The sequence below is a fragment of the Rhodococcus sp. YL-1 genome, assembly GCF_001942025.1.
GTDB lineage: Bacteria > Actinomycetota > Actinomycetes > Mycobacteriales > Mycobacteriaceae > Rhodococcus_F > Rhodococcus_F qingshengii.
The window spans coordinates 3,170,129-3,196,456 of record NZ_CP017299.1 but is presented as its reverse complement, the minus strand read 5'-3'; the positions used below and the strand labels follow the sequence as shown (position 1 = coordinate 3,196,456).

Annotated in this window: 24 protein-coding genes and 1 riboswitch; of the genes, 10 read left to right on the top strand and 14 right to left on the bottom strand. The window is 64.1% G+C overall.

Translation table 11 applies throughout. From position 1 onward, the window contains the following. Positions 1-61: 61 nt before the first annotated feature. Positions 62-844, top strand: a complete 783-nt coding sequence (locus BH682_RS14835; RefSeq protein WP_075833214.1) for an alpha/beta hydrolase — start codon at positions 62-64, stop codon at positions 842-844. Between the two features lie 413 nt (positions 845-1,257). On the opposite strand, the gene BH682_RS14830 is transcribed toward BH682_RS14835, so the two are convergent. From BH682_RS14830 to cobG, 7 genes are all read right to left on the bottom strand, one after another. Further along, positions 1,258-1,848, bottom strand: a complete 591-nt coding sequence (locus tag BH682_RS14830; RefSeq protein WP_075833212.1) for a dihydrofolate reductase family protein — start codon at positions 1,846-1,848, stop codon at positions 1,258-1,260. A gap of 77 nt (positions 1,849-1,925) precedes the next feature. Further along, complete coding sequence (locus tag BH682_RS14825; protein WP_020907792.1) at positions 1,926-2,165, bottom strand: PLDc N-terminal domain-containing protein; 240 nt, start codon at positions 2,163-2,165, stop codon at positions 1,926-1,928. Beyond that, positions 2,162-2,566 carry a nuclear transport factor 2 family protein gene (locus BH682_RS14820; protein WP_075833210.1) on the bottom strand — a complete coding sequence of 135 codons (405 nt, stop codon included), beginning with the start codon at positions 2,564-2,566 and terminating at the stop codon, positions 2,162-2,164. The genes BH682_RS14825 and BH682_RS14820 overlap by 4 nt, the downstream gene beginning before the upstream one ends. After that, positions 2,563-2,922, bottom strand: coding sequence for an HNH endonuclease (locus BH682_RS14815; protein WP_075833208.1), 360 nt, complete (start codon positions 2,920-2,922; stop codon positions 2,563-2,565). The genes BH682_RS14820 and BH682_RS14815 overlap by 4 nt, the downstream gene beginning before the upstream one ends. A gap of 26 nt (positions 2,923-2,948) precedes the next feature. Next, on the bottom strand, positions 2,949-4,436 hold the full coding sequence (cobJ, locus tag BH682_RS14810; RefSeq protein WP_030536355.1) for a precorrin-3B C(17)-methyltransferase: 1,488 nt from the start codon (positions 4,434-4,436) through the stop codon (positions 2,949-2,951). Then, positions 4,433-5,059: a precorrin-8X methylmutase gene (locus BH682_RS14805; RefSeq protein ID WP_075833206.1), complete on the bottom strand. Its 627-nt coding sequence runs from the start codon at positions 5,057-5,059 to the stop codon at positions 4,433-4,435. The genes cobJ and BH682_RS14805 overlap by 4 nt, the downstream gene beginning before the upstream one ends. 19 nt (positions 5,060-5,078) lie before the next feature. Further along, the gene (gene cobG / locus BH682_RS14800) at positions 5,079-6,221 is read right to left on the bottom strand and encodes a precorrin-3B synthase (RefSeq protein ID WP_075833204.1); all 1,143 of its coding nucleotides are present in this window, start codon (positions 6,219-6,221) and stop codon (positions 5,079-5,081) included. Between the two features lie 51 nt (positions 6,222-6,272). Further along, positions 6,273-6,405, top strand: a riboswitch (cobalamin riboswitch). 39 nt (positions 6,406-6,444) lie between these two features. Between cobG and cobN the strand changes: the two genes are divergently transcribed. Next, a complete protein-coding gene (gene cobN / locus BH682_RS14795) occupies positions 6,445-10,065 on the top strand; it encodes a cobaltochelatase subunit CobN (RefSeq protein ID WP_063316391.1) in 3,621 nt (1,206 codons plus the stop codon). Between the two features lie 39 nt (positions 10,066-10,104). Here cobN and BH682_RS14790 read toward each other — a convergent pair whose 3' ends face one another. Then, positions 10,105-11,760, bottom strand: a complete 1,656-nt coding sequence (locus tag BH682_RS14790; RefSeq protein WP_083954670.1) for a GMC oxidoreductase — start codon at positions 11,758-11,760, stop codon at positions 10,105-10,107. Positions 11,761-11,963: 203 nt separating this feature from the next. Between BH682_RS14790 and BH682_RS14785 the strand changes: the two genes are divergently transcribed. Then, a complete protein-coding gene (locus tag BH682_RS14785) occupies positions 11,964-12,344 on the top strand; it encodes a PPOX class F420-dependent oxidoreductase (RefSeq protein ID WP_054188250.1) in 381 nt (126 codons plus the stop codon). A 7-nt stretch (positions 12,345-12,351) separates the two neighbouring features. Here BH682_RS14785 and BH682_RS14780 read toward each other — a convergent pair whose 3' ends face one another. From BH682_RS14780 to BH682_RS14765, 4 genes are read right to left on the bottom strand one after another with little or no spacing between them, the layout of a single operon-like run. Continuing rightward, positions 12,352-13,257, bottom strand: coding sequence for a TIGR01777 family oxidoreductase (locus BH682_RS14780; RefSeq protein ID WP_075833202.1), 906 nt, complete (start codon positions 13,255-13,257; stop codon positions 12,352-12,354). Further along, positions 13,257-14,615 (bottom strand): metallopeptidase TldD-related protein, encoded by a 1,359-nt coding sequence (locus BH682_RS14775; RefSeq protein ID WP_075833200.1) that lies wholly within the window; start codon positions 14,613-14,615, stop codon positions 13,257-13,259. Before BH682_RS14775 ends, BH682_RS14780 begins: the two co-directional genes overlap by 1 nt. Then, positions 14,612-16,132, bottom strand: a complete 1,521-nt coding sequence (locus tag BH682_RS14770; RefSeq protein ID WP_075833198.1) for a TldD/PmbA family protein — start codon at positions 16,130-16,132, stop codon at positions 14,612-14,614. The genes BH682_RS14775 and BH682_RS14770 overlap by 4 nt, the downstream gene beginning before the upstream one ends. A 30-nt stretch (positions 16,133-16,162) precedes the next feature. After that, positions 16,163-16,930: a TSUP family transporter gene (locus tag BH682_RS14765; protein WP_075833196.1), complete on the bottom strand. Its 768-nt coding sequence runs from the start codon at positions 16,928-16,930 to the stop codon at positions 16,163-16,165. A 38-nt stretch (positions 16,931-16,968) separates the two neighbouring features. On the opposite strand from BH682_RS14765, the gene BH682_RS14760 reads away from it, so the two are divergent. Continuing rightward, complete coding sequence (locus BH682_RS14760; RefSeq protein ID WP_037131789.1) at positions 16,969-18,132, top strand: sensor histidine kinase; 1,164 nt, start codon at positions 16,969-16,971, stop codon at positions 18,130-18,132. Between the two features lie 57 nt (positions 18,133-18,189). After that, positions 18,190-18,849: a response regulator gene (locus BH682_RS14755; protein ID WP_075833194.1), complete on the top strand. Its 660-nt coding sequence runs from the start codon at positions 18,190-18,192 to the stop codon at positions 18,847-18,849. Between the two features lie 37 nt (positions 18,850-18,886). Here BH682_RS14755 and BH682_RS14750 read toward each other — a convergent pair whose 3' ends face one another. Next, entirely contained in the window at positions 18,887-19,546 is a 660-nt protein-coding gene (locus tag BH682_RS14750) for a hypothetical protein (protein WP_003944837.1), read from the bottom strand. A gap of 250 nt (positions 19,547-19,796) precedes the next feature. Here BH682_RS14750 and BH682_RS14745 point away from each other — a divergent pair, with 250 nt between their 5' ends. The 4 genes from BH682_RS14745 (at position 19,797) to BH682_RS14730 (ending at position 24,532) form a co-directional block, all read left to right on the top strand. Then, positions 19,797-20,357, top strand: coding sequence for an FxsA family protein (locus BH682_RS14745; RefSeq protein WP_003944915.1), 561 nt, complete (start codon positions 19,797-19,799; stop codon positions 20,355-20,357). Between the two features lie 12 nt (positions 20,358-20,369). Further along, positions 20,370-22,004, top strand: coding sequence for an amidohydrolase (locus BH682_RS14740; protein ID WP_063316394.1), 1,635 nt, complete (start codon positions 20,370-20,372; stop codon positions 22,002-22,004). Between the two features lie 37 nt (positions 22,005-22,041). Continuing rightward, positions 22,042-23,610: an apolipoprotein N-acyltransferase gene (gene lnt / locus BH682_RS14735; RefSeq protein ID WP_050655285.1), complete on the top strand. Its 1,569-nt coding sequence runs from the start codon at positions 22,042-22,044 to the stop codon at positions 23,608-23,610. A gap of 91 nt (positions 23,611-23,701) precedes the next feature. Further along, a complete protein-coding gene (locus BH682_RS14730) occupies positions 23,702-24,532 on the top strand; it encodes a hypothetical protein (RefSeq protein ID WP_075833192.1) in 831 nt (276 codons plus the stop codon). An 833-nt stretch (positions 24,533-25,365) separates the two neighbouring features. Here BH682_RS14730 and BH682_RS14725 read toward each other — a convergent pair. Beyond that, positions 25,366-25,704, bottom strand: a complete 339-nt coding sequence (locus BH682_RS14725; RefSeq protein WP_003944971.1) for an RNA polymerase-binding protein RbpA — start codon at positions 25,702-25,704, stop codon at positions 25,366-25,368. Positions 25,705-25,893: 189 nt separating this feature from the next. Between BH682_RS14725 and BH682_RS14720 the strand changes: the two genes are divergently transcribed. Beyond that, positions 25,894-26,250 carry a hypothetical protein gene (locus tag BH682_RS14720; protein ID WP_054781759.1) on the top strand — a complete coding sequence of 119 codons (357 nt, stop codon included), beginning with the start codon at positions 25,894-25,896 and terminating at the stop codon, positions 26,248-26,250. Positions 26,251-26,328: the final 78 nt, after the last annotated feature.

Sequence of the window (26,328 nt, the reverse complement as noted above, 5' to 3'; positions counted from 1 at the left end):
CGGCGATTGACGTAGGTGTCGCCGGGAGCGCCTCGAGTAGGCAATCCCGAAAGGTAACACCATGCAATCCAATTCTCAGACCATCGAATTCACCTCCGAGACAACGTCGAACGGTGTCATCGAACGCCATTTCGTTGTAGACGACATCACCGGCGTGCTCTGGTCACCGCCATCCGGATCCGTCGGATCACCACTTCTGCTGTCCGGGCACTCCGGCGGCATGCACAAGAAGGCGCCGGGACTGGTTGCCAGCGCACTCCACAGTGTGAGCTCCCACGGGTTCGCAGTCGCCGCGATCGACGCGCCCGGACATGGCGATCGGCCGCGGAACACACAGGACGAACAGTGGGTCGAGGCGATCCACCAGGCTAGGGCGGCCCACGAGCCGATCGCTCCGATCGTCGTCGAGTACAACCGATCGCTGGCGGAGCGTGCAGTGCCGGAATGGCAGGCGACCATCGACGCTCTGCAAACGCTGCCCGACGTCGACGCCGACGCTCCGATCGGCTTTGGCGGCGTGTCGCTAGGGGTCGTGACCGGGCTGATGTTGGCCCCGGTCGAATCCAGGATCGCTGCCGTGAGCTTCGGTGGAGTTTTTGTGGACGACTCCCTCATCGAAGCGGCACGAAAGCTCACGGTCCCGGTCGAGTACCGGATCCCTTGGGACGACAAGGATTACGACCGCACGTCAGGGGTGGCGTTGTTCGATGCCTTCGGCTCGAAGGAGAAGACGCTGCACGCCTACTCGGGCAGGCACTATCCGGTGCCCGACTACGAGCGAGACAGTTCGGCTCGGTTCTTCGCCCGCCACCTCGGCGGGAGCGGTGGCGCTCCTGTGAGCTGACGTGAACTCGTATCGGCGTCCGGCCTGTGTCGGACGCCGATACGATCTCGATCCTTCGCTCGCTAGTAGCCGTCCAGCTTGGCCATTTTTGCTGAGGCGCGCGAGGGTGCGCGCAAGCATGGCCCTCGACCGGGGGTGCTTACAGCTCGAGGTGCAGTGCCCGTGGAATAAGGGGCCAGAGTGTTCGATAGCGACAAGTGGTCCTTACGGTCCGCCGGGCGGAAAGAACTTGTTCGTGATCCAGTTCGATGCTTCGATCTCGTCGAGGGTTGTCCGGAGACTTCGGTGGCTAATGCTCGTGCTGTGCCGAGTGTCCGGTCAATACCGAACATCGAACAAGACTGGAAACTTTCTCGTGTCCGACCTGAGGCGACGACATGTCTTTCAACCGCGCATGTCCAGCCATGCGTCGACTAACCGTCCGATACCTGACCTGGGGGCGGTACTTGAGTGGGCCGATATCGCACGGCGACTGCACCCGACTGGAACTCGTGGCGATCGACGAGTTCGAGTTGGATGCGCTCGTGCAGACCGGCGAGCAACGTCGGTCCGTGTCCGGCAAGGACCGGTTGCACAACGAACTCGTACTCGTCGATCAGTCCCAGGTCTGCCAATGCCAGGGGGAGTGTCACGCCGCCAACCCACAGACCTTCGCCGGGCTGCTCCTTGAGCCGTTGAATCGCTGACCCCAAGTCGCCTTGCACGAGTTCGGCATTCCAATCGACACCGCTCAGCGTGCTCGACACGACGTACTTCTTAGCCCGGTCCATTGCCTCGGCGAACGGGATCTCCCACTCGTCCATCCAGTCAGGCCACGCCCCCGTTGCGGGCCGCCGCCACGCCGACTCCATCATCTCGTAGGTCACCCGGCCCAACAGCAAAGCATCGGCTCGTTCCATCTGAGCGGTCCAGTAGCGCATCGACTCCTCGTCGGGTGGAAGCCCCGCCTCGTGATGGCAGCAGCCGTCGAGAGTGACGTTGATCGAGTATCGAAGTGGTCTCATCTCGTTGTTCTCCCCTGATACGCGCAGAGTGACAGCACCGGACCGTACTCAGACTACTGCCGGGCCGTCGGTGTAGATCAGGTTCGGGACCTGGAGTCACGCGGGGGTCGACCGAACAGCAACCAGACGAGCGCACCGAGTACAGGCACCGCGATCACCAGTGCCGACCACCAGAATTTGCCGCCCGAGCGGTCGAAGTCGGTGCGCACGATCGCCACGAGCGCGCTAATCGTGATGAAGATCCAGGCAAGAACGAAGACGGTGAAGGTGATGTCCACCCAAAGCGGAATGGTGGGGTTGTGGATCGATTCGTTCACGCTTCCAGACCACTTTCGACGACTGTGCCTTGATGAAACAACACGCTCCATCGATTCTCGGTGAACCGCCAGATGGATGATCGCTCGGTGACACGATGCGCCTGCGCCAGACGGTACGTCACCAGATACGTGTCAGGCGCGATCCTGCTCAGCGCCGGCCGGTCAACCGTCCACCCGAGTTCGGCGGCGTCGTTCACTTCGCCGCGGAGGCGTCGGCGCTCAACTACCGACTGCACGTAGTCGCGGGTGTATCGAGCGCCGGAGGCTCCGATCTCCCGGAACTCCGGGTCGACGACCGCATCGAACTCGTCTCGTGACATCGCTACTCGAGTTCGGTGAAACAGAGGTTCGAACTCCATCAACTCGTCGAGGATCGGGCGCAACTCGTGCGGGGTCGTCACGACTGCTCCGAGAACTGCGCCTTCATCTCGATACCTATCTCCGCGTGTCGCAGGAGGAAGGCCTTCTCGTCATACCCCTTGCGCCGCAACCAGAGAGTGACCTCGCTGTTGCATTTGCTTGCATTGCACGAGCGGCACGCCGGTGCGATGTTGTCGAGCGTGTAGCGCCCACCGCGGGAGATCGCCAGCACACAGTCACGCTGCGGCGACTCGTCCGGCACGCCGCAGTATGCGCAGCCACCCCAGGCCGCTTTAAGCGCGGACCACTGCTCGACGGACAGGTCGTGCTCCACCAGATCCATTCGGCGTTTGCGTTTGCGCGCGTATCTGGCTTTCCGGGTCCGGTTGACGGGCATGACGCCATGTTATCGCCGAGTGGTGGTTACTCCGGGTACCGCCGCGGGGTGAACACCTGACGGCCCGAACCGGTTTCGACGACCGTCGTCATCGAGGAGCCGACGATCAGCAGAGTTCGCATGTCGATCTCGGAAGGCTCGAGCTCGCCGAGGGTCACGACGCGAACTGATTCCTCGGCACCGGCAACATCGCGGCCGATGACGACGGGAGTCTCGGGGGAGCGGTGCTCGAGCACGAGGTCCTTCATGGCTTGGACCTGCCACGTCCGGGACTTCGACGCCGGGTTGTAGACCGCAAATGCCATGTCTGCGGCTGCAACTGCCGAGATACGGCGCGCGACGACATCCCACGGCTTGAGGCGATCAGACAACGAGAGCACCGCGTAGTCGTGCCCGAGGGGAGCGCCGACGCGACTGGCGACAGCGTTTGCCGCCGTCATGCCGGGAAGGATGCGGACCGGCACCCCGCGCCACTGGTCTTCGGCGGCAACTTCGAGAACTGCTGCAGCCATGGCGAATACGCCGGGATCACCCGAGGAGACGACAGCTACACGGGCGCCGTTCTTCGCCAGGTCCAACGCCATCGCGGCGCGTTCCGCTTCGACGCGGTTGTCGCTGGAATGGCGACGCTGGCCCGGACGCGTCGGCACGCGATCGACGTACGGGCCGTAGCCGACGAGGTCGGTTGCCAACGAAAGCTCATGCGCCACTTCGGGTGTGGTCCAGGCGGTATCGCCCGGCCCGAGTCCGACCACGACCACCTCGCCGCGAGACTCGGTCGCAGGTCGAGGGTTGTTCGACGGGCTCGGAACGATGGCGATCGAGAAGTACGGAACTCCGTCCGGGTCGACCTCCGCAGCGGATTCGACGCGTTGACGTGTGGTGCTCGCGCGCTCGACGTAGTGGGCCTCGCCGAGGCGACCGGAATCCTCGAGCGATTGGAGGACCGGTGGGAAGGTACGTCCGAGCTTGAGGATGGCCGCGGCGTCGGTTTCCTTGAGCCGCCTGGTCAGCTCGGCCTGCGGCAACGTTCCGGGCAGGATCGTGAGGATCTCTTCACCCTCGACCAGCGGCTTTCCGAGTGCAGCAGATGCCGCGCTGACGGAGGTGACGCCGGGAATCACTTCGGCGTCGAAGCGATCGGCCAGTCTCTTGTGCATGTGCATGTAGGAGCTGTAGAAGAGCGGATCGCCGGCGGCGAGCAACGCGACGGTTCGACCGGCCGCGAGGTGAACTGCCAGCCGTTCGGCAGCTGCTTCGTAGAACTCGTCCATCGCGCCCTGGTATCCGCCGGGATGATCAACGGTCTCGGTGGTCACGGGGTAGACGAGGTGTTCTTCGATCTGTCCTTCGCGCATGTACGGCGCTGCAACTCCGCGGGAGATGCTCTTGCCGTGCCGCGCGGAGTGGAACGCAACCACATCGGCCTCGCCGATGACGCGGGCAGCCTTGACGGTCACCAATTCGGGATCGCCGGGGCCGATACCGACACCCCAGAGCTTGCCTGCACTCATTCGACTTCGCTCGCAATCGCATTGACGACGGCGGCGGTGATCGCGCTGCCGCCGCGTCGGCCGCGGAGAACGAGATGATCGATCCCGCTGGCGTGTTCGATGAGGGCTTGCTTCGACTCGGCAGCGCCGATGAAGCCGACCGGACCTCCGACGATGGCGGCCGGACGGGGTGCGCCGGCTTCGATGAGGTTCAGGAGATGGAACAGTGCGGTGGGTGCGTTTCCGATCGCGACAACAGCGCCCTCGAGCTTGGCTCCCCACAGTTCGAGAGCAGCCGCCGAGCGAGTGTTGTCGATGGTCGACGCCAGCACGGGAACCCGCGGATCGCCGAGGGTGCAGATGACGTCGTTGCCGGCGGGCAGACGCTTGCGCGTGATGCCGGCAGCCACCATCTGGGCGTCGCAGAAGATCGGCGCGCCGTCGCGCAGAGCTGCGCGCGCAGCCGAGACGACACCGGGTGTGAAGGCGACGTCGTCGACGAGATCGACCTGGCCACTTGCATGAATCATGCGCACTACAGCTTGCGAGACATCCGCCGGGAAACGGCTCAGGTCGGCTTCGGCCCGAATGGTGGCAAAGGACTGGCGATAGATTTCCGCGCCGTCACGGATGTACTCGATCATGTGCCACACGATAGAGGCATCACCGATCGGGCGGATTCACCCGGTAACCGTCACCCGTCGCGATCACATCCGCTACGTCCCCGCGGGGACGTCCGCAGCTGCGGTCGCACCCGGCCCAGTGCTGGCGCCCGACAACCGGAAGTTCTGCCTGCTCGACCGCGGTGATCGCGTCGGCGCGCACATCGGCGAGCGACTTCTCGCATCCCGGACTTCCGGTGCAGGCGGTGACCTCGAGCCACGGTGAGTTCTCGTCGAAGATCAACCCCATGGGTGCCAGCACCCGGACTACCTGCTCGGCTGCCCATTCGTCGAGGTCGAAGATATGCACCGATCGCCACGGCGTCACGACGACGGGCTTGTCGACGGCGGCGAGGAACTCGGCCAGCCGAGCGTCGAGCAGCCCGAATCGCAGGCCGCCGCCCAGAGCTACGGTCCCGTCGCGCTGCTCGAGCCAGCCGATAGTGGGCCGTGCATCCGGCGTGAGGTCCGCCGCAACGGTGGACTCGGCGCTCAGACCCAGCTGCTCGAGGGTGCGTTCGATTCCGTCCGGAACCTCGGCCAGGCGCCAGTGCTTGTCGCGGACGTCGAGGAATGATCGAGCCGCCTCGAGGAGCAATTCGACGGCGTCGTCCGCCTGGACGAGATGAGTGGTGTGGTGACCGGCGAGCACCAGTGAATGCTCGGTGGCGCTGCGCGCATGGAGTCCGAAATCGCCCCGTAGCCCGGTGATGTCTCCGCGGCCGTCGTCGAGGGTGAACAGGGTTCGCCCTGGCAGATCCGCCAATGCTTGATCTGCTTGGATCGCCGAATCGAGACGGTGGACCAGTTCACGAATGTCGGCGACGCCCCCGATACGGCCGGACAGTGGGGACGCGAGGATGTTGCGCACTCGCTCGTGCGTCGCTGACGGCAGCAGACCGGCCGACGCGATTCGCGCTGCGAAGGCTTCGGGGTCCGAGACCGAGCGCAGTTGTACGTTGCCCCTCGAGGTGAGTTCCATCTGCCCGTTGCCGAGATCGCGCGCCGCGTCGGCGAGCGTCTGCAATTGGACCGGGGTGAGGAGTCCGCCGGGTAGGCGCACGCGTGCCAGTGCGCCGTCGGCGGCGTGGTGAACTTGCAGTGCACCCGGGCACGCGTCTGGCTGTGAACGGTCCGTGGGCATGGCTCCAGGGTACGACCTGTCATGAGTGCCTTCTGCGGACCGGTAGCATCACCACCACCAGTGACGGCAGTTGAGGAAACCGGTGGAAGTCCGGTGCGGTCGCGCCACTGTGAGTGTTGCTCGAGCGGGACGTGTTTCCGCTCGGAAACACGAGTCAGACCCTCAACCGCCGTCGATGTCAGATCTGTGCCACGGGGCGCGAAACCCCAGGAAGGCTTCACCCGTGATTCTTCTGCTCTCCACGTCCGACACCGATCTGCTGAGCGCCCGCGCCAGCCAGGAAGCCGGCGACGGAGTCTCCTATCGCTGGGCCAACCCCTCACGCTTGCTGGTCTCGGAGGACTTGCCGCCCTTGCTCGATGGCGTCGACCTCGTGATCGTTCGTATCCTCGGCAGCCGTCGCAGCTGGGAAGACGGCCTGGACATGGTCCTCGCCTCCGGACTCCCCGTAGTCGTTCTCGGCGGCGAGCACGCGCCGGACGCCGACCTCATGGAGTGCTCGACGGTTTCCGCCGGTGTTGCTGCCGAGGCGCACAACTACCTGGCCGAGGGTGGCGCACAGAATCTGGCACAGCTGCACCACTTCCTGTCCGACACCGTCCTGCTCACCGGCCACGGGTTCGAACCGCCGGCCCACCTGCCTTCCTGGGGCATCGCTGATTTCGCGCCCGATCTCGACTCGGCGAGCGGTCCGGTCATCGCAGTTCTGTACTACCGCGCCCAGCATTTGGCCGGAAACACCCGGTACATCCAGGCGTTGTGCGACGCGGTCGCCGAGGCCGGTGGCACCGCGCTGCCGATCTACTGCGCATCTCTGCGAACCGCAGAAGCCGAACTTCTGAGCACGCTCCGCCGCGCCGACGCCATGGTCGTGACAGTTCTTGCTGCCGGTGGCACGAAGCCCGCGACCGCGTCCGCCGGTGGCGACGACGAAGCCTGGGATGTCGCCGCACTCGCTGCGCTCGACGTCCCCATCCTGCAGGGCCTGTGCCTGACCAGTAGCCGCGCCACCTGGGACGAGAACGACGACGGACTGTCGCCTCTCGACGTCGCGACCCAGGTCGCGGTGCCGGAATTCGACGGCCGCATCATTACCGTCCCGTTCTCCTTCAAGGAAATCGACTCCGACGGACTGTCCACGTACGTCCCCGACGTCGAGCGCGCCGCCCGTGTCGCCGGGATCGCGGTCCGTCACGGCAAGCTGCGCCACATTCCCACCACCGAGCGTCGCGTTGCTCTGATGCTCTCGGCGTACCCGACCAAGCACGCCCGCATCGGCAACGCCGTCGGTCTCGATACTCCGGCGAGCGCAATCGACCTGCTCACCGAAATGCGTTCTGCCGGTTACGATCTCGGTCCGGTCGACGGTCCGGACGCAGTTCCCGGCCTGGCGGCGAAGGACGGCGACGCGCTGATCCATGCCCTGATCGCGGCCGGCGGCCAGGATCCTGACTGGCTCACTGCCGAGCAGCTCGAGGGCAATCCGATCCGCATCTCGGCAGCAAAGTACCGCGAATGGTTCGCCACCCTGCCCGAGGAACTGCGCAGCGGCGTCGAAGAGCACTGGGGCGCAGCGCCCGGAGAGCTGTACGTCGACCGCTCGCAGGATCCGGACGGCGAAATCGTCATCGCGGCACTGCGATTCAACAACATCGTGCTCATGGTCCAGCCGCCGCGGGGATTCGGTGAAAAGCCCGTCGCGATCTACCACGACCCGGATCTGCCGCCGAGCCACCACTACCTCGCGGCCTACCGCTGGATCGCTGCAACACCGGACAACGGCGGATTCGGCGCCGACGCCGTTGTGCACCTCGGCAAGCACGGCAACCTCGAATGGTTGCCGGGCAAGACGCTCGGCATGTCCAGCAACTGCGGCACCGACGCAGCCCTCGGCGACCTGCCGCTGATCTACCCCTTCCTGGTCAACGACCCGGGTGAAGGAACACAGGCAAAGCGTCGTGCCCACGCGACACTCGTCGATCACCTGATCCCACCGATGGCCCGCGCCGAAAGCTACGGCGACATCTCCCGTCTCGAGCAACTGCTCGACGAGCACTCCAACATCTCCGCACTGGACCCGTCCAAGCTGCCGGCCATTCGCCAGCAGATCTGGACGCTGATGCGGGCAGCCAAGATGGACCACGACCTCGGCCTCGCGGAGCGTCCCGAAGAAGACGTGTTCGACGACATGCTCCTGCACGTCGACGGGTGGCTGTGTGAGATCAAGGACGTCCAGATCCGCGACGGCCTGCACATTCTCGGCCGCGCACCCGAGGGCGACGCCGAAATCGAACTGGTCCTGGCTATGCTCCGTGCCCGTCAGATGTGGGGCGGCGAACAGAGCGTCCCTGGTCTGCGCGAAGCTCTCGGGCTCAGCGAAGACGGCGACGAGTCCCGCAACCGTGTCGACGACGTCGAGGAAAAGGCGCACGCACTGGTTCGCGGCATGTACGACGCCGATTGGAACCCCGCTGCGGCAGAACAACTCAGCGACGACGAGACCGTCGTGAAGATCCTGCAGTTCGCGGCCACCGAAGTGGTTCCGCGTCTTCGGCAGACCGACAACGAGATCAAGCAGGTCCTGCACGCGCTCGACGGCGGATTCATCGCCGCGGGTCCGAGCGGTTCGCCGCTGCGCGGCCTGATCAACGTTCTTCCCACTGGTCGTAACTTCTACTCCGTCGATCCCAAGGCAGTTCCCTCACGACTTGCGTGGGAGACCGGTCAGGCGATGGCCGAGTCGCTCGCCGCTCGATATCTCGCCGATCACGGCGAGTACCCGCGCTCGGTGGGTTTGTCCGTGTGGGGTACCGCCGCCATGCGTACCTCCGGCGACGACATCGCCGAAGTGTTCGCGCTCCTCGGTGTTCGCCCTGTCTGGGACGAAGCAAGCCGACGCGTGGTCAACCTCGAAGTCATCGATCTCGAAGAGCTCGGCCGCCCGCGCATCGACGTCACCGTCCGCATCTCCGGATTCTTCCGTGATGCGTTCCCGCACGTGCTCGCACTGCTCGACGACGCTGTTCAGTTGGTCGCCGCATTGGACGAGACGGACGAGCAGAACTACGTGCGCGCCCACGCGCAGGCCGACCTTGCCGAGCACGGCGATGCCAGGCGTGCGACCACCCGCATCTTCGGTTCGAAGCCCGGAACTTACGGCGCCGGCCTGCTGCAACTCATCGACTCCAAGACCTGGCGCGGTGACGACGACCTCGCCGAGGTGTACACCAACTGGGGCGGCTTCGCGTACGGCCGTGGGCTCGACGGAATCCCGGCAGCCGACGACATGCGCAGTGCATACCGTCGAATCAACGTGGCGGCCAAGAACACCGACACGCGTGAGCACGACATCGCCGATTCGGACGACTACTTCCAGTACCACGGCGGCATGGTTGCGACCGTGCGCGCGCTGACCGGAAAGTCGCCCGAGGCGTACATCGGCGACAGCACTCGGCCGGAATCGGTTCGCACACGCACACTTTCGGAAGAGACCGCACGTGTCTTCCGGGCGCGCGTGGTCAATCCCCGCTGGCTCGACGCGATGCGCCGTCACGGGTACAAGGGTGCGTTCGAGATGGCGGCCACGGTCGACTACCTCTTCGGGTACGACGCCACCACAAACGTGGTCGCGGACTGGATGTACGAAAAGCTCGCCGAGACCTACGTTCTGGACGAGCAGAACCAGAAGTTCATGACGCAGTCCAACCCGTGGGCCTTGCACGGAATCGCCGAGCGGCTCCTCGAAGCCGCCGAGCGCAACATGTGGGAGCACCCCGAGCAGAAGACACTCGACGGCTTGCGTCAGGTGTACCTCGAAACCGAAGGCGAACTCGAGGGGGAGTAAACCTCGAGAATCACCGGCAGGTCCGGGCGCTGAAGTGTGTCAGCGTCCGGACTTGATGATCTGAGCGATGTTCCGCTCCGCCAGAGCAGTGATGGTCAGTGACGGATTGACGGTGCCGGTGCTGCCCGGAATGGCAGCGCCGTCCATCACGTACAGGCCGTCGTAGCCCTTGACTCGCCCGTAACCGTCGGTGGCCTTGCCCAGAACCGCACCGCCGAGGGGATGCGCGGTGAATGAGGAATTGACGTCCTTCGCGAACGGCAATGCCGACGGCAGCGTGGTGCCGGCGAAGGCCATCTTGTTCTGGACGGCGCGTAGTGCCTCGACGGTGGCGTCGTTGCCGTTCTTCGGCCAGTTCAGCACCACCCGATCGGAGCCGTCGTCGTAGGCGAAGTCGGCGCGCTGCGAGTCGAGGGTCATCCCCAATGTTCCGAGCATGCCGATGTTGACGGGCAAGCCGGGGACATACCAATTCTCGAGGGAGAGCGGCATTCCCGACTCGTCGACGATGCGTGATGCCGACGGTGCGGCTTGCGCAGTGCCGTCACTGAAGCCGAACGAGCGCACCATCCCGGCGTCGCCGTTCGTTCCCCAGCCCTTACCGACGTGTTCGTTGAGGTTGGGCAGCGCGCCCGTCGCCTGGGCGCGTACCAGCAGTTCGGAGGTGCCGATCGAGCCGGCGCCGAGGAACAGACGGTCACAGGTAAGAGTCTTCCGGGCCAGAACGCCACCCGTCGGATCCGTCGATTCGACGTCGACGACGTAGCGTCCATCACGTTCGCGACTGATCGCGAGCACCTGATGTCCGTAACAGACGGTGGCTCGTCCGGTGGCTTCGGCGGCGGGAATGTAGTTCTGTGTGAGGTCGAACTTCGCGCCGTTGGAGTTACCCATGTTGCTGTCACCGACAGTGGCCGAGGCTCGGGTTCGTCCGTCGAGTTCTGAGCGCACCACGTCCCAGTTCCAGATCCCGTCGATCCGCTGCGGATCGAATCCGGCACGACGAGCGTCCTGATCCCAACGACGCGAGTGGCCGAAATTCGGGGTTTGGTAAATGTCTTCGGGCAACGGGCTCAGACGCAGCATCTGGCGCACCTTGGGGTACCAGGTGGACGCCATCTCGTCGTAGTCGAGGGAGTTGCCGAAGACTGCGTCGAAGAATCGGCGCTCGGGCGCGATCATCACGCCGGTGAAGATGATGGAACCACCGCCGACTGCAGCGCCGCGCCAGACCGAGATGTGTTGGTAGTCGGTGGCATCGAGGACGCCGCTGAAGTAGTCGCACGCCACGGGGAGTCCGGTGAGGTTGGTGAACGATGTTCGCCGGAAGACTCCGCGGCCGTCGGCCAGCATGTCGGAGGTGTGAATCTCCCGTTGCGGATCATGCGGCCACCGAAGTCCGCGTTCGAGGATGGTGATCTGGGTGCCGCTCTGCGCCAACCGGAGGGCGGTGGCGCTTGCGCCGAATCCGGACCCGATGACGATGGCTTCGGAATGCTCCGGGGGAGTAGGAGAGGGTGCGAACAACTCGGGGACGAGCGCGCGGTAGTGATCAGCACCCATCGGGAGCGCCCGCAGTGGTGCGGGGGTGGCGTGGCTGGTCGACGTCGACATGAGCGGCGCCGCGGCTGCAACTGCCGCCCCCGCCCCGGCGGCTTTGAAAAAGTCACGACGCTGCATGTCACGGCGCTGCATGTGTAAGTTCGACTCCCCAGTTCGACGGTTTGCCTCAGAATAACTCGAGATGGAGTTCGGGGACGAAACGGCGTGTCTGACGTCATGAAGAACCGGATAAAACGTGCATAAGTGGCACTTCCTGGGTGGTACTGATCGGTCACCAGATAGTCGCGGAATCTTGTCGGTGTTCAGCGAGAGGCGCTCGCACCTATCCTCGAGGAGTGAACCCCGACTTCAAGCGCGTCTCCGAGGCCAAGTACGTCCTACTCACGACCTTCCGCAAGGATGGAACTCCGGTGGCGACTCCACTCTGGGCCGCGCCGGACGGCGACAAGCTCCTCATGTGGACCGTCACCGATTCCTACAAGGTCAAGCGCATCAGGCGAAACCCGTCGGTCACCGTCGCTGCGTGTGACGCTCGGGGAAATCCCAAGGGTGAACCGGTGGCCGCCGTCGCCGAGATCCTCGACGGACCGGGCACCGATCATGCTCGCGACGCGATAGCACGTCGGTACGGAATCCTCGGCTGGATCACCATGAAAGGCAGTCTCCTGCGCCGCGGCAAGACCGGAACGATCGGACTTGCCATCACTGCAGCCTGACCGCGCGTCAGTTGCCGAGCAGATCGTCCAACGCTGAATCGAACCGCGGATACGTGAAGGGGAAGCCTTTGTCCGCCAACACTTTCGATACGGCATGACGACCCGTCAGGCCCAGGGCAGCGTCGCTGCGAAGAAGGAACGCGCCGAATCTGACCATGAAAGCGGGCGTCGGCGGCGCAGGTGGCCGGTGAAGGTGCTTGCGCAGCCCGGCCATCAGTTCTGAGTTTCGGACGGGATCCGGAGCCGTCGCGATGACCACCCCCGAGGCAGCCGAAACGGGTTCGAGTGCCCAACGAACGATCGACAGCCAGTCCTCGATGTGAATCCAACTGGTCCACTGCCTACCCGAGGCGACGCGTCCGCCCAGTCCGAGACGCACGAGCAACAGCAATCGCTCGAGCGCCGGTGTGCCCTTCTCCAACACGACACTGGTTCGCAGGATCACCACTCGTGACGCGTTTGCTCCCTCGACCGCGGCCTCCCAGTCCTTTGCGACGTCGGTCATCTGAGGTGGTCCGTCAGCGAGTGGGGAAGCCTCGTCGAGTCGGGTCTCTCCGGCGTCGCCGTAGATTGCGAGCGTGCTCGCCTGGATCCACACCGGAACAGGGTGCGCCAGTAGTTTCGACGCTTCGACCAGCGCGCGGGTCGGATCGACTCGGGAGTTGGTGAGCAGTGCGATGTTTGCCGGGGTGGGTCGGCGATCGACCAACTCGCCGGCAAGGTTGATCACAGCGGCGCCGTCGAGTTCGCGTGCCCAGTCGCCCACCGTGACGCCGTCCCACTGAACCTGCCTGTGCCTGCCGGGTTTCGGTGAGCGAGTCAGGACCACGACGTCATATCCGCGGTCCGCGAGATCGTCGCTGATTCGGCGGCCGAGAGCGCCGGTGCCGCCGGCGATCACGACCTTCGTCATCACTGCGCCTGGCTGACCGAGGACATGTGGAAGTCGGGAATGCGCATCGGCGGCATGGCCGTGCGGGTGAACCAATCTTTCCACTCCCGGGGAAGCGTGATCTCGGTGCGTCCAGCCTCGGTGACCCGCCGCAGGAGATCGAGAGGGCTCTCGTTGAAACGGAAGTTGTTGACGGCGCCGACGATCTTGCCGTCCTCGATCAAATACACCCCGTCACGGGTGAGTCCGGTCAACAGCAGCGTCGTCGGATCCACCTCACGGATGTACCAGAGGGTTGTGAGCAGTAGACCCTTCTCGGTACCTGCGATCATGTCCTCGATCGAGGTGTCGTCACCACCGGTCAGGATGAGATTGTCGCCGGGAACTGCGACAGGTCGACCGAATTCTCGTGCAGCGTGGCGCGGGTACGCCAGCGCATTGACGACGCCGTCTCGGACCCAGTCGACGGGTTCGATCTCCATACCGTTGTCGAACAGTGAGACGGATTCACTCGACGACGTCGTGATCACGAACGGCGCGGATTGCAAGCCCTCGGCGCCGGGGTCGGAGGTGAGTGTCAGTGGCAATCCGAGCTTCTCGCCGATCCGGGTACCACCGGTGGTGGACAGTGCGGTGTGGCCCTCTTCGGCGCCGCGACCCTCCATGGTCCACATCAGATAGATCATCAGGTCCGCCACAGCCGACGGCGGAAGAATTGTCTCGTAGCGGCCGGCAGGCAGACTGACGGAGTTACCCGCCCAGTCGAGTCGAGTGGTCAACTGCGACAAGAGCTTCGGTATCGAGATATCGCTGAAATCGACAGTTCCGGATCCGACCCAGGCACTTGCGTCGCCGCGCTTGCCGTTGATCTCCACGGAGCCGGTGGCCTGAGCCGTTCTACGTCGCACGCCCGTCGAAGTGCCGAGCCAGGTGGTGTGCAACTGGTGGTGAGCGAAGCCGAACAACTGGTCGCCGCCGTCGAAGGCCGTGGACAGGTCGGCAGCCAACGGCGCAAAGACACCGATGTCGGTCAGGGCGGCCGGCAGGTCCCAGTCGGTCTCTGCCGCCGACTGCGTGATCAGGTCGGACGCGTCGTCAGCCGGAGTGGCTGTGCGAGCAGCTGCCTCGCTTGCCTGTACGAGCGCGGAAATCTGCTCCGGATCGACACTGCTGGAACTGACAGTGCCCACCTTCGCGATGTCACCCTCGCGCACGATCGAGATCACCGTCCACGTCCGGGACAGCGAAACTCCGTTGGTGGTCATCGAATTGTTGGCCCACCGCAGCGACGCCTCACTCGCATCGGTCACGATCACCAACGATTCGTCTACCGTCCTCGCGGCCAATGCACGCTCGACGACCTGCTGCGGATCGATCACTGCTGAGCCTCCGAACGAGTGTTGAGGATGTTGACTCCGCGGAACAGAGCGGACGGGCAGCCGTGGCTGACCGCCGCAACCTGACCGGGTTGCGCCTTGCCGCAGTTGAACGCCCCCTGCAGGCGCCAGGTCGACTCACCGCCAACGGCTTCCATCGAGCCCCAGAAATCCGTCGTCGTCGCCTGATACGCCACGTCGCGCACCTGACCGTCGAGCTTTCCGTGACGGATCTTGAAGAACCGCTGACCGGTGAACTGAAAGTTGTAGCGCTGCATGTCGATCGACCAGGACTTGTCACCGACGACGTAGATGCCGTTCTCGACTCGCGAGATCAGGTCTGCAGTCGAGGTGTCCGTAGAAGGGTCGGGGGAGAGCGAGACGTTGGCCATTCGCTGGATGGGAACGTGATGTGCGGAGTCGGCGTACGAGCAACCGTTGGAACGCGTCAGCCCCAGCCTCGGCGCGAACACGCGGTCTAGTTGATACCCGACCAGTGTTCCCTCTGCCACCAGATCCCACCGTTGAGAGGCGACGCCGTCGTCGTCGAATCCGACGCTGGCCAGGCCGTGCTCTTCGTTACGATCGGCGGTCACGTGCATGAGTGGCGTTCCGTATTTCACCGTTCCCAGCTTGTCCGGCGTCGCGAACGACGTACCGGCGTAGGCCGCTTCGTAGCCGATCGCCCGGTCGTATTCGGTGGCGTGTCCGATGGATTCGTGGATCGTGAGCCACAGATTGGTCGGATCGATCACGAGGTCGGTCGGACCCGCTTCGACGGTCGGTGCCTTGGTCTTCTCGGCCAGCCACTCCGGGATCTGCGCGAGCTCATCGCCCCAGTTCCATGTGCTCTCCGCCCCGAGGTACTCCCATCCGCGGCCTACCGGCGGCGCCAAGGTGCGCATCGATTCGAAGCTGCCGGCCGACTTGTCGACGGCAGTGGCCTCGAACTCGGGGTGTAGACGCACCCGTTGCTGGGTGATCGACGAACCGGCCAGATCCGCATAGAAAGTTTGCTCCTTGACCTGGAGGACACTCGCCGTGACGTGATCCACGCCGTCGGCGGCTTGAAGCCGTCCGGAGTAGTCGACCAGCAGCGCTACCTTGTCGGCCGTCGGTGTCGCGAAGGGATCTTCGAGGTACGGGGACACCCACGTCGCGTCGGCGTAGACGGGCTCGTCGGCAAGGGTGACCGGATCCCGATTGAGCGAGCGCAATGCCTTCGCAACCTCGACCGCTTGGCGTGCCAGCGCAGCCGCGACGTCAGGGGATACGTCGGCGTGCGAGGCGAATCCCCACGTGCCGTCGACGATCACACGGACGGCGACCCCGATCTCGTCTCCGTCGGACACAGCCTGAACTACGCCGTCGCGCAACCTGATCGACTGTGTGAGCACGCGGTGGACACGAACATCGGCGTGCTGGGCGCCGGCCGTTCTCGCTGCCGACAGCGCCGCATCAGCGACAGCTCGCAGCGGGAGGGCGAGGAAATCTGCATCGACATCTCGGGTGACGGTCACGCACACGACGCTAGCCGACGACCGACGATCTCAGCCGAACTGCTGCCATCCGAGGCGAATTACCATGGCGATCACGACAACCAACAGCGTGATCCGCACGAACCCGGAACCCTTGCTCAGCGCCATCTGCGAACCGATGACCGCGCCGAGAACGTTGCACACCGCCATCGCCAAACCCAAACTCCACCAGACATGCCCGGTGACGGCGAAGTAGGCGAGCGCGCCGAAATTGGAACCGAGATTGATCACCTTCGCCATCGCTGCGCTCCGAACGAATTCGGTTCCGAGGAAGGTCGCGAAGCTGATGATGAGGAAGGTGCCGGTGCCGGGTCCGAGCAGACCGTCGTAGAGGCCGATGAGTCCGGCGGAGAGCAGCAGGACGAGGACGGTCTTGCGCTGCGTCGGACGATGGGTCGCGATCGTGGTGCCCAGCGTCGGACGCATGGTCACGAAGACGGCGACGGCGACGAGGACGACCATCACGATCGGAATGAAGTACTTCTTGTCGATCAGCGAAACGGCCGCCGCCCCGCACGCGGCCGTCACCGCAGCCAACGCGGCTGCCGGCGCCATCTGCCGCCACTCCATCGGGATTCGACGGGAGAACGTGTACACCGCAGCACTCGTCCCGGTGAATGCCGTCAATTTATTGGTGGCCAGTGCCGCCTGTGGGGTCAATTGCGGGGCGACCAGAAAGAGCGCCGGCAACAGAATCAATCCACCGCCGCCGACCACGGCGTCGACCCAACCCGCCGCCGTCGCTGCCGTCATCAGCAGTCCCCAATCAGCAATATCCACGGCGGTGACTCTTTCACAGCTGTGACACTCTTGAGCACATGCGGAGGTTCAGCCTGTGGCTGCGAGGAAAGCCGATGATCGCGGACAGCGCGCTGGCGCTCGTGTTCTTCGCGCTCGAGGTAGTTACGTTCGTCAGTTCGCCGCGTGAGGAGCGGTGGCCTCAGCTCGTCGTCGGATTTCTGATCTGCCTTCCCGTCGTGTGGCGTCGCAAGTATCCGCGTATCTCCGCCGCGTCGATTTTGTCGATGTCGTACTTCGCAACCTTGATGATGTGGGCGACAGGGGATCCGGCTGCGGAACATCCAGGCCTGTTGGCGCTCGGGGTCTCGCTCTACACACTCGTTGCGTATGTCGATCGACGCACCGGGGCGATTTTCGCGTGCTTCCTTGCCCTGGACATGACACTCTCGCTGCTCGTCATCCGCGAAGACGTGATCCTCACGATCATCATTGCGACCCTGCTCTATGCACTGGCCTGGATCACCGCCGAGTTCTTGAGCGCCCGCCGCGCCTACGACGAGGAAGTGGCCGCCAGACTCGAAGTGGCCGAATACGAACGGGATCGGCGTGCCGAGGATGCGGTGGCCACGGAAAGAACCCGAATCGCCCGCGAACTCCACGATGTCGTCGCCCACGCGGTCAGCGTGATGATCGTCCAGGCGGACGGCGCGTCGTATGCGGTCGATTCCAATCCCGCGTTGGCCAAGAAGGCGCTCGGCAACATCTCCAGCACCGGACGCGACGCCCTTGCCGAGCTTCGCCGTACCGTCTCGCTGCTGCGCACCGAGGTCAGTAGTGATGCGATGCCGCAACACGGAACTGCCGGCATCGCCAAGGTCGTCGAGATGATGCGGGCCGCTGGTCTCGGCGTGCGCCTCGAGCTGACCGGCGAGCTCGACGACGTCAGTCCTTCAGTCAGCCTGGGAATTCATCGCCTCGTTCAGGAATCACTGACCAATGTCCTCCGCCACGCCGGCGCAAACCCGAAGGCACGAGTCACCGTGCGCCGCACCGACACCGCGGTGCTGCTCGAGGTCGTCGACAACGGAACGTCGAGTTCGACCTTCTCCCACGGTTCGGGGAATGGACTGGTCGGAATGCGTGAGCGGGTGGCGGTACTGCACGGGACACTCGAGACGGGACGACGCCCCGACGGCAGTTGGCGTGTGTACGCAGAGTTGCCGCTCGAGATCCACGATTGATACCGGCTCGCCGCAATCGCATTGGCACCGACGTCTCAGGCCCGATAGGTTTACGCCGTGCCCATCACCGTGCTGCTAGTCGACGATCAGGAACTCATGCGGATGGGCCTGAACATGGTGCTCGAAGCTCATGAAGACATCTCCGTCATCGGTGAGGCCGGCGACGGGGCCGCGGCGGTCGCAGCGGCGGTGGCGCTGAAGCCTGACGTCGTGTTGATGGACGTGCGGATGCCGATTGTCGACGGAGTGAAAGCGACCGAGCAGATTCTTGCCTCCGGGGTCGAATCCAGGGTCCTGGTGATGACGACCTTCGACCTGGACGAACACGCTCTCGGTGCCTTGCGCGCCGGAGCCAGCGGCTTCCTTCTCAAGGACACCCCGCCCGAGGATCTCGTGTCGGCAATCCGCAGCGTGGCAGCCGGTGACGCGGTTGTTTCCCCGAAGGTGACACGTCGTCTGCTGTCGAGGTTCATCGTGGACGGTCCGGCGCCCCGGCGCGATCCGGTAGTTCTCGACGTCCTGACCGAACGCGAACGCGAAGTCCTCGGACACGTGGCCACGGGACTGTCGAACATCGAGATCGCACAGCAGCTGTACCTGTCCGAATCGACGATCAAGTCGCACGTCGGACGCATTCTCACCAAACTCGATCTGCGTGATCGTGTGCAGGCTGTGGTGCTGGCCTACGAGACCGGACTGGTGACTCCGGGCGCGTAGGCCAGCCGTCTGTCAGGCAGCGAGCGTTTCGCTCTGCTCAAGCATCAAAAGCGCCCACTGTTGGCAGCACGATGCAGGTCTTCCCGTCTGCGTAATCGACATTGCCGAACAGAGCGGCAAACACCTTGCCGTCACCGGTGTCGACGACCTTCGAGAGCAACGGCGTATCGAGTACGGGCAACTTCTCGTCCAACGGGACGATGCCGCCCTTGAACGTGCCGACGTTGATCCACGCAACACTCAACCCTGAGGTCTTGGGTATGCCGACGTAACCCGGGATTGCCTGGAAACGGAGATGGTCGGCCTCGACCCACGGCGGCAACGGGAAGTTCGGACCGGCCTGTGCGGAGCTGAGGGTTACGGTGACGGGTTCACCGGCCACGCCACACCCGACCGTCGGTGCGGGGTACATGAACGACTGCGGCTTGGTGACGCCGATGTCCGGGAGATCGAGAGCGGTCGTGATCTGATCAGCGCCTGCCGTGCCGATCAACTGCTGAACAGCAGCAGAGGCTTCGGGGGAGATGGCTGCGGCCTGCGCGATCAGTGCGGCAATCCCTTCGGGTACTACCGGTTCTGCGGCCGCGGTTCCCGCGCTGATCATCGCGCTGCCGGCGGTGAGTGCCACGACGGCGGCAGTGCCGGCGATGGCAGCGGGAATGCGTCGGGCGAGTGTCTTGCCGGGGAGTCGGCTCATGTCGGGCTCCTTCATTTCATGAGGCCGGGAAATGCGGCCCGAAGTGACTTGACCATGCGCAGAGTCTCAACGTCAACTTGAGGTTTAGAATCGTTAGCGGAGCGTTAGTTAACGCCAGGCAAGTCGCACGTGCGTGAGAGAAGGCCCGTGTGACTCACGGCACCCACCTGTTTTGCACCTCTGCGTCGTTGTCGGGAGAAAAACCGGCCCCTCGAGCGTTGAACGAATAGACCGTCTGAAAGGGGACGTCATGATCGCCGCCGTATTTCTCCTCTACGTGATCGTCGAGATCGCAGCCTTGGTCATCGTGGGCAACGCCATCGGTGTCGCCTGGACAGTGCTGCTGTTTCTCGCCGGATCGCTTGTCGGATTGATCCTCATGCGCTCGCAGTGGCGACGGGTCATGGACGGGTTCCGTAAGGCCACGCGGGGTGAGGGATCGCCGTCACTGGCGGTCGCCGACGGCGCCCTGGTCGCGGCGGGCTCCGCGTTGATGTTCGTACCCGGACTCGTGACTTCGGTTCTGGGCCTGCTGCTTCTGATTCCGCCGACCCGCTGGGCGCTGCGCCCGCTTGCAGTGCTCCTGGCAGGTAAGCGCGCAGCAGCATTTGCCGCCGGTGGTGACGCCTTCGCCGGAACCGTCGGCTACGCGGCGCGGATGCGCGGAAACGGCGAGGTGATCGACGGCGAGATCATCGTCGAGACACCCGAAACCACCGAGTACGTCGCCAGCAACGGCAAGGAACTCGTCCTCGAGGGTGAGATTCTGGACACGGATACACCCACCCGTTCGCGGGGGCCGCAGTACTAACAGGCAGACTGGGTGCTCGTGACTACTCGTCTGCTGGTCAACGGCCGGATCTACAGTTCATTTGCACCTGATGCGACCTCGATCGCCATCACCGACGGCACCGTCGTGTGGGTCGGCGACGAGCGCGCCGGACGGGCGTTGCACCCCGCCGCGGAGATCGAAGACCTGGGTGGTGCGTTTGTCACTCCCGGGTTCGTCGACACCCACGTCCACATCACCGCACTGGGACTCAATCTCGTCGGCCTCGATCTCGTGGGCGCGAACTCTCTGGACGAATGTCTCTCGCGAGTACGAATCTTCGCAGCCGCGAACCCCGAAACTGCCCATCCCGACGCAGTCATCTGGGGACACGGTTGGGACGACACCGAGTGGGCCGAGCAGACCCCGCCGTCGACCGCAGATCTCGACGCGGCCGCCCCTGGCCGCAAGGTGTATCTCTCGCGGATCGACGTTCACTCGGCCGCGTGCTCGAGCGCATTGCGCGACGGGATCTCCGGCCTCGCCGACACCGCTGGATACTCAGCCGAAGGCCCGTTGACGTTCGACGCACACCACCTGGCGCGCAATGCCGCTCGGAATCTGCTGACGGAAACTCAGCGCGCGTCTGCTCGTACCGCTGCGCTCGATCTCTGCGCCTCACGCGGAATCGTGGCCGTTCACGAGTGCGGGGGACCGGACATCTCGGGATTGACCGATTTCCAGGAACTGTTGGCCCACGATCACGGCGTGGAGGTTCGGGGCTACTGGGGTGAGCGTGTCGACAGCGAAGAGGATGCTCGCGCGCTCCTCGACAAAACCGGAGCAGACGGACTCGGCGGGGATCTCTTCATCGACGGCTCGCTCGGTTCGCATACCGCGTGGTTGCTCGAACCCTATGCAGACCAACCTGATTCGACGGGCAATGCCTACCTCGACGTCGACGCGATCGCCGCACACATCCGGGCCTGTACCCTCGCGGGCGTCCAGGCCGGGTTCCATGCCATCGGTGACGGCGCCGTCTCGTCGGCAGCTGCCGCGTTCCGCAGGGTCGCCGACGAACTGGGTGGCCCCAAGGTCGCCGCGTTGGGTCACCGCCTCGAGCACGCGGAAATGATGTCTATGGCCGACGCGGAAACCTTTGCCGCCTTGGGTGTCATCGCTAGCGTCCAACCGGTGTTCGACGCACTGTGGGGTGGCACCGACGGTCTTTACGCCACGCGCCTGGGAGTAGAGCGCGCAGCAGCGTTGAATCCGTTTGCACCTGCTGCCGGTAAGGGTGTCTCGCTCGCATTCAGCTCCGACGCCCCGGTCACCCCCATCGAGCCGTGGGCGATGCTGCGCGCCGCTGTCCAGCACCGCACCGACGGAAGTGGAATCTCGCCGCGTGCGGCCTTCTCCGCGGCAACTCGCGGCGCCTGGCGCGCGGGCGGAGTGCGGGACGGCGCCGCGGGAACCCTCAATCCGGGCGCACCGGCCTCCTACGTGTTGTGGGAGGCAGGCGAACTCGAAGTGAGCGCACCCGCCGACTCGGTTCAGCGATGGTCTACCGATCCGCGCTCGCGCGTACCCGCTCTGCCGAGGCTGGCGGAAGATGCGCCGATTCCGGTCTGCATCAAGTCGGTGCATCGCGGACGCGTCGTCTATCAGCGCGGCTCGTCGAGTGAGTGAGGCCGGCGCAGAGGCGTCTGTCGGTGATCGCTCCCGTGTGAGCGCTGTGCTCACCGGTTCCGCATGGCTACGTTCGCTGTACGCGGCCGCAGGTGGATTCCTGATCTTCGCAGGGTTCCCACCCCGCCCGCTGTGGTTCTTGGCGCCCGTCGGGATCGCTCTTCTGACGTGTGTGTTGACGAACTTCGGGCGCGGCGGACTGCGCCTTCGTGCCGGCTTCGGTTACGGATACTTGGCCGGTCTCGGATTTCTGGTGCCGTTGCTTCCGTGGATCGGTGTGTTCGTAGGTGCGGTCCCGTGGATCGCGTTGGCCGCGGTGGAGTCGTTGTTCATCGGACTGTTCGGGCTGCTTGCGGTTCTGGTGGCGAGGTTGCCATGGGCACCCTTGTGGATTGCCGCGACCTGGACGCTCACCGAGTGGCTTCGTTCCAGCGTTCCTTTCGGCGGATTTCCTTGGGGCAGGCTCGCATTCGGTCAATCCGAAGGGTGGCTCCTCCCACTTGCGAGTGTCGGCGGTGCGCCGCTGCTCAGCTTCGCGGTGGCCCTGACCGGTACCGGCTTGGCAGCAGTTGCAGTCGCTGTCGCGGCCAAACGATGGGACCGAGGATTCTTCGGAGCTGTTGCCGCTGCCCTCGTGCCCGTGATCATTGCTCTCGCGGTGTCGCCGTTCTTGTCCACCATGGATTCCGGTGATCGAACGATCACCGTCGCCGCCATTCAGGGAAGCGTTCCGAGGTTGGGCTTGGACTTCAACTCGCAACGCAAGCAGGTCCTCGACAACCATGTCGCCGAAACCGTGAAACTTGCTGCCGAGGTGGACGCGGGCCGCGTCGATCAGCCTGACGTCGTGATCTGGCCGGAGAACGCCTCGGACATCGACCCCCTGCGAAACGCCGATGCCGCTGCCGACATCACCCGGGCCTCCGAAGCGATCGGAGCGCCGATTCTTGTCGGCACCGTACTCGTGAACGCCGATCGTACGACCACCAATTCGGTGATCGTGTGGGACGGCGCCAACGGTCCTCAGGAACAGCACGACAAGAAGATCATTCAGCCGTTCGGCGAATACCTGCCCTACCGAAGCTTCTTCCGGAACTTCTCCTCGTACGCCGATCGCGCGGGCAATTTCGTTCCCGGCGAGGGCAACGGCGTTGTCCATGCAGCGGGGGTACCCATCGGTGTCGCGACTTGTTACGAGGTGGCGTTCGACCGGGCGTTCCAGGAATCTGTGCGCAACGGTGCACAGTTGCTGGCGGTACCGACCAACAACGCCACTTTCGGGGACACCGAGATGACCTATCAGCAGCTGGCAATGTCGCGTGTGCGGGCAGTCGAGCACGGCCGCGCCGTCGTTGTCGCCGCAACCAGTGGTGTCAGCGCCATCATCGCTCCCGACGGTGCGGTGACTTCGCAAACCGACCTGTTCGTGCCGGCGACCCTGGTGGCGAAGGTGCCGCTCTCGACCAGCTCCACCCTTGCCAGCCGAGTAGGTCCGGTGCCGGAGATCGTGCTCAGCATCATCGCGGTCGGCGCGATTGCCATGGCAGTGCTGGCCAGGCGCCGAGATCAGGCTGAGCACTCACCCGAGGAGACTGCGGCAATCTGAGCCGAGCATCGGATATTGGGGCTGCCGATGTTCCGAGGAGCGCCTACGCGGGTACTCGCTGTGCCACCCGTTCCTGCGTAAGCGGCTTCTTGTGACCGAGCCTGAGAAAACCGAGCCAGACAAGTCCGAGCCCCGGGATGCAGTTCACAAAACCAGTGTCGTCGACGCGGTTCTGCAGTCACCGCTCGCCGGCCTGTCACCGTGGATCTTGCTGTCCTTGCTCTCCGGGCCGGGAAGGTTCGAGGAATCCGCGGCCGCAGCCCTCGGGTTGTCGCTGCTGATCTTGGCGGCCAGTCACCGGCGCGGCGGCACCGTGAAGCTGTTGGAGGTCTTCGACGTCGTGTTCTTCGGCGTTCTGGCAGTCATCGGGCTTCTCGCGTCGGCGAACACGATTCGGTGGTTCGAACTCTGGGGAGGCGAACTGACCAACATCGCGCTGGTGGTCTTTGCCTTCGGATCGATCCTGCTCCGCAATCCTTTCACTTTGCAGTACGCGAAAGAGTCGACGCCTGAAGAGTATTGGACGACGCCACTGTTTCTGCGCATCAACTACGTCATCACCGCAGTGTGGGCGCTCGCCTTCACCTGGTCGGCCGTAGTGGGCCTGTTCGGAGACGCACTGCTGCACGACGGTGACAACTTCTGGACCGGATGGATTCTGCAGTTGCTCGGAACCTTCTTCGCGATCTCCTTCACCGAGTGGTACCCCGAGTATGCGCCGAACAAGGCCGCTCAGGCTCAGGGCGTCGAAACCGAGCCACCGCAGTCGATTTTCAGGCTGTTCGACTTTTTGCCGGTGTTCGTAGCCGTGGCCGGCATCGCGGGGTTGGTGACCGACTCCGTTTCCGTGACCGCAGGCGTCACGTTGATTCTGGTCGGCGTGTTCGGACATCTGGCGATGCGACGGTTCACCGTCGACTAGGAGCTCTCGGTGATCTCGCGCCGACGGGAACCTGGTGCACGATTGCTTTCATGACCGGGAGAGTGTTGACCGCCTCGATCGCATCCCACTTGTATTGGCCGCACGTGCCCTGGGGAACGAGGGATCCCGTGGGTCGGAGGGCACCCTGAAGGCGGACAGAACCGCCGACAGATCGCCCCTACGATGCAGCTCAACCCAACCGACCGTGTGCTCGCCATTGTTACTGCCATTGCCACTGCCAGGTGTACCGATAGTCGCAAGTGATCACGTGAGTGGGGGTGAATCCATCGGGGATCGATTTCGGATCGGAAACGATCACGCCTGTGCCGAGCGACGCGCCGAGATTGTCCGCGAGGAGGTCGCCGGTTCGAGCATCGAAAGATCGATTGTCGGGGATTCGGCACTTCCACAGCCCACAAGGAGAAGCAGTGCGCTCGCGCCGACAAACATTCCTGACGGTCTTATTTCGGCAATGTATCCAAGGTGTCCCCATGCCGTATAGAAGTTTCACGCCGTACCGAAGTTTGGTGTACCGAAGTTTGGTGTACCGAAGTTTGGTGTGTCGCGGGGTGGGGGATACAGCTCACACTGGTGCACGAAGCAGTGCCGATGGTTCTCCAGCGCAAGTCCAGGATTTGCGCACTGTCGGCCCGCGAGTGCGCCTGGATGCTGAATGACGTTGTCCTGAAGTGTCTTTGAGGACCGCGAAGCATCCTGAAGTTGCCACGTCGAAGAAGGGCCGAAGTATGACGTCGACTTGTGAACGATCAATCCCCGTAGAACGAGAAAGACCGCCCGGTGTAGAACCGGACGGTCTTGATCGAAGTGCTAGTTCATGCGCCGCGACGCTTGGCCTTCAGCAAATCGAGACGCTCTTTGAGGAGCTCTTCGAGTTCCTCGACCGAGCGACGCTCGAGCAGCATGTCCCAGTGGGTGCGGGGAGGCTTGACCTTCTTGGCTTCGGGAGCAGTCCCCTCCATGAGGGTGCCTTCGAGGCCGTTTCGGCACAACCAGGTGCCGGGGATCTCGGCTTCGTCCGCGAACGGGATGTCGAAGATCTCGCCGTTCTCGCACTTGTACTTGGCCATACGACGGGGCGCGAGGTCATGGTCACGGTCGGTCTCGTAGCTCACAGCTCCGAGTCGGCTACCTCGAAGTACGCGATCTGCCATGGTGGTGTCCTCTCTTCGTTCGTCACCGCTGGTGGGCGCCCTGACTTGGGGAGTAGACGCTCACACTCATCTACAACGCCACGAGCACCCGATTGGTTCCCGTGTGGCGAGAAGACGCAACCTCTCCATCTTACCGGGTACCGTGCGCGTTCATCGAAGGCGTCCGAATCTCGAGTACAGTGTCGATTCATGGCTGAGAGCACACGCGTCGGATCACCGCAGTCTGCGCGTTCGGGAAACCCGTGTGTGTGGTGTGGTCGAGAGGTCGCGGTGACCGGTGTCGGTCGTCGACGCCGGTACTGCAGCCAGTCTTGTCGACAGCGTGCGTACGAGCAGCGCAATGCCGTCAAGGGCACGTCGATCCCGGCTGACGCCGTCATCTTGACCGCAGTCGAAGCGGTCGAACTCGTGGATCGGATGTTCGAGGTCCGATGCGCTGCCGAAGATGTGGCGACAGCAATTGCCGAGGGCGCAGAGAATTCAGAGCTCACACAGTTGTGTGAACGGTTGACCGAGCTTGCCCGCGAAGCCGAACGTTTCCGGTAGAGCAGGTGTGGGCAACCGGTTTCTAGCCTTGCGTCGAGCACTGCAACACTGCGGTGCTCCTGACGCCTGACGACGACA

Excerpts from the sequence above, each read along its gene's own strand:
- BH682_RS14835 (WP_075833214.1), top strand. The coding sequence starts at position 62 with ATGCAATCCAATTCTCAGACCATCGAATTCACCTCCGAGACAACGTCG.
- BH682_RS14830 (WP_075833212.1), bottom strand. The coding sequence starts at position 1,848 with ATGAGACCACTTCGATACTCGATCAACGTCACTCTCGACGGCTGCTGC.
- BH682_RS14815 (WP_075833208.1), bottom strand. The coding sequence starts at position 2,922 with ATGCCCGTCAACCGGACCCGGAAAGCCAGATACGCGCGCAAACGCAAA.
- cobJ (WP_030536355.1), bottom strand. The coding sequence starts at position 4,436 with ATGAGTGCAGGCAAGCTCTGGGGTGTCGGTATCGGCCCCGGCGATCCC.
- BH682_RS14805 (WP_075833206.1), bottom strand. The coding sequence starts at position 5,059 with ATGATCGAGTACATCCGTGACGGCGCGGAAATCTATCGCCAGTCCTTT.
- cobG (WP_075833204.1), bottom strand. The coding sequence starts at position 6,221 with ATGCCCACGGACCGTTCACAGCCAGACGCGTGCCCGGGTGCACTGCAA.
- BH682_RS14790 (WP_083954670.1), bottom strand. The coding sequence starts at position 11,760 with ATGCAGCGCCGTGACATGCAGCGTCGTGACTTTTTCAAAGCCGCCGGG.
- BH682_RS14780 (WP_075833202.1), bottom strand. The coding sequence starts at position 13,257 with ATGACGAAGGTCGTGATCGCCGGCGGCACCGGCGCTCTCGGCCGCCGA.
- BH682_RS14760 (WP_037131789.1), top strand. The coding sequence starts at position 16,969 with ATGCGGAGGTTCAGCCTGTGGCTGCGAGGAAAGCCGATGATCGCGGAC.
- BH682_RS14750 (WP_003944837.1), bottom strand. The coding sequence starts at position 19,546 with ATGAGCCGACTCCCCGGCAAGACACTCGCCCGACGCATTCCCGCTGCC.
- BH682_RS14745 (WP_003944915.1), top strand. The coding sequence starts at position 19,797 with ATGATCGCCGCCGTATTTCTCCTCTACGTGATCGTCGAGATCGCAGCC.
- BH682_RS14725 (WP_003944971.1), bottom strand. The coding sequence starts at position 25,704 with ATGGCAGATCGCGTACTTCGAGGTAGCCGACTCGGAGCTGTGAGCTAC.
- BH682_RS14720 (WP_054781759.1), top strand. The coding sequence starts at position 25,894 with ATGGCTGAGAGCACACGCGTCGGATCACCGCAGTCTGCGCGTTCGGGA.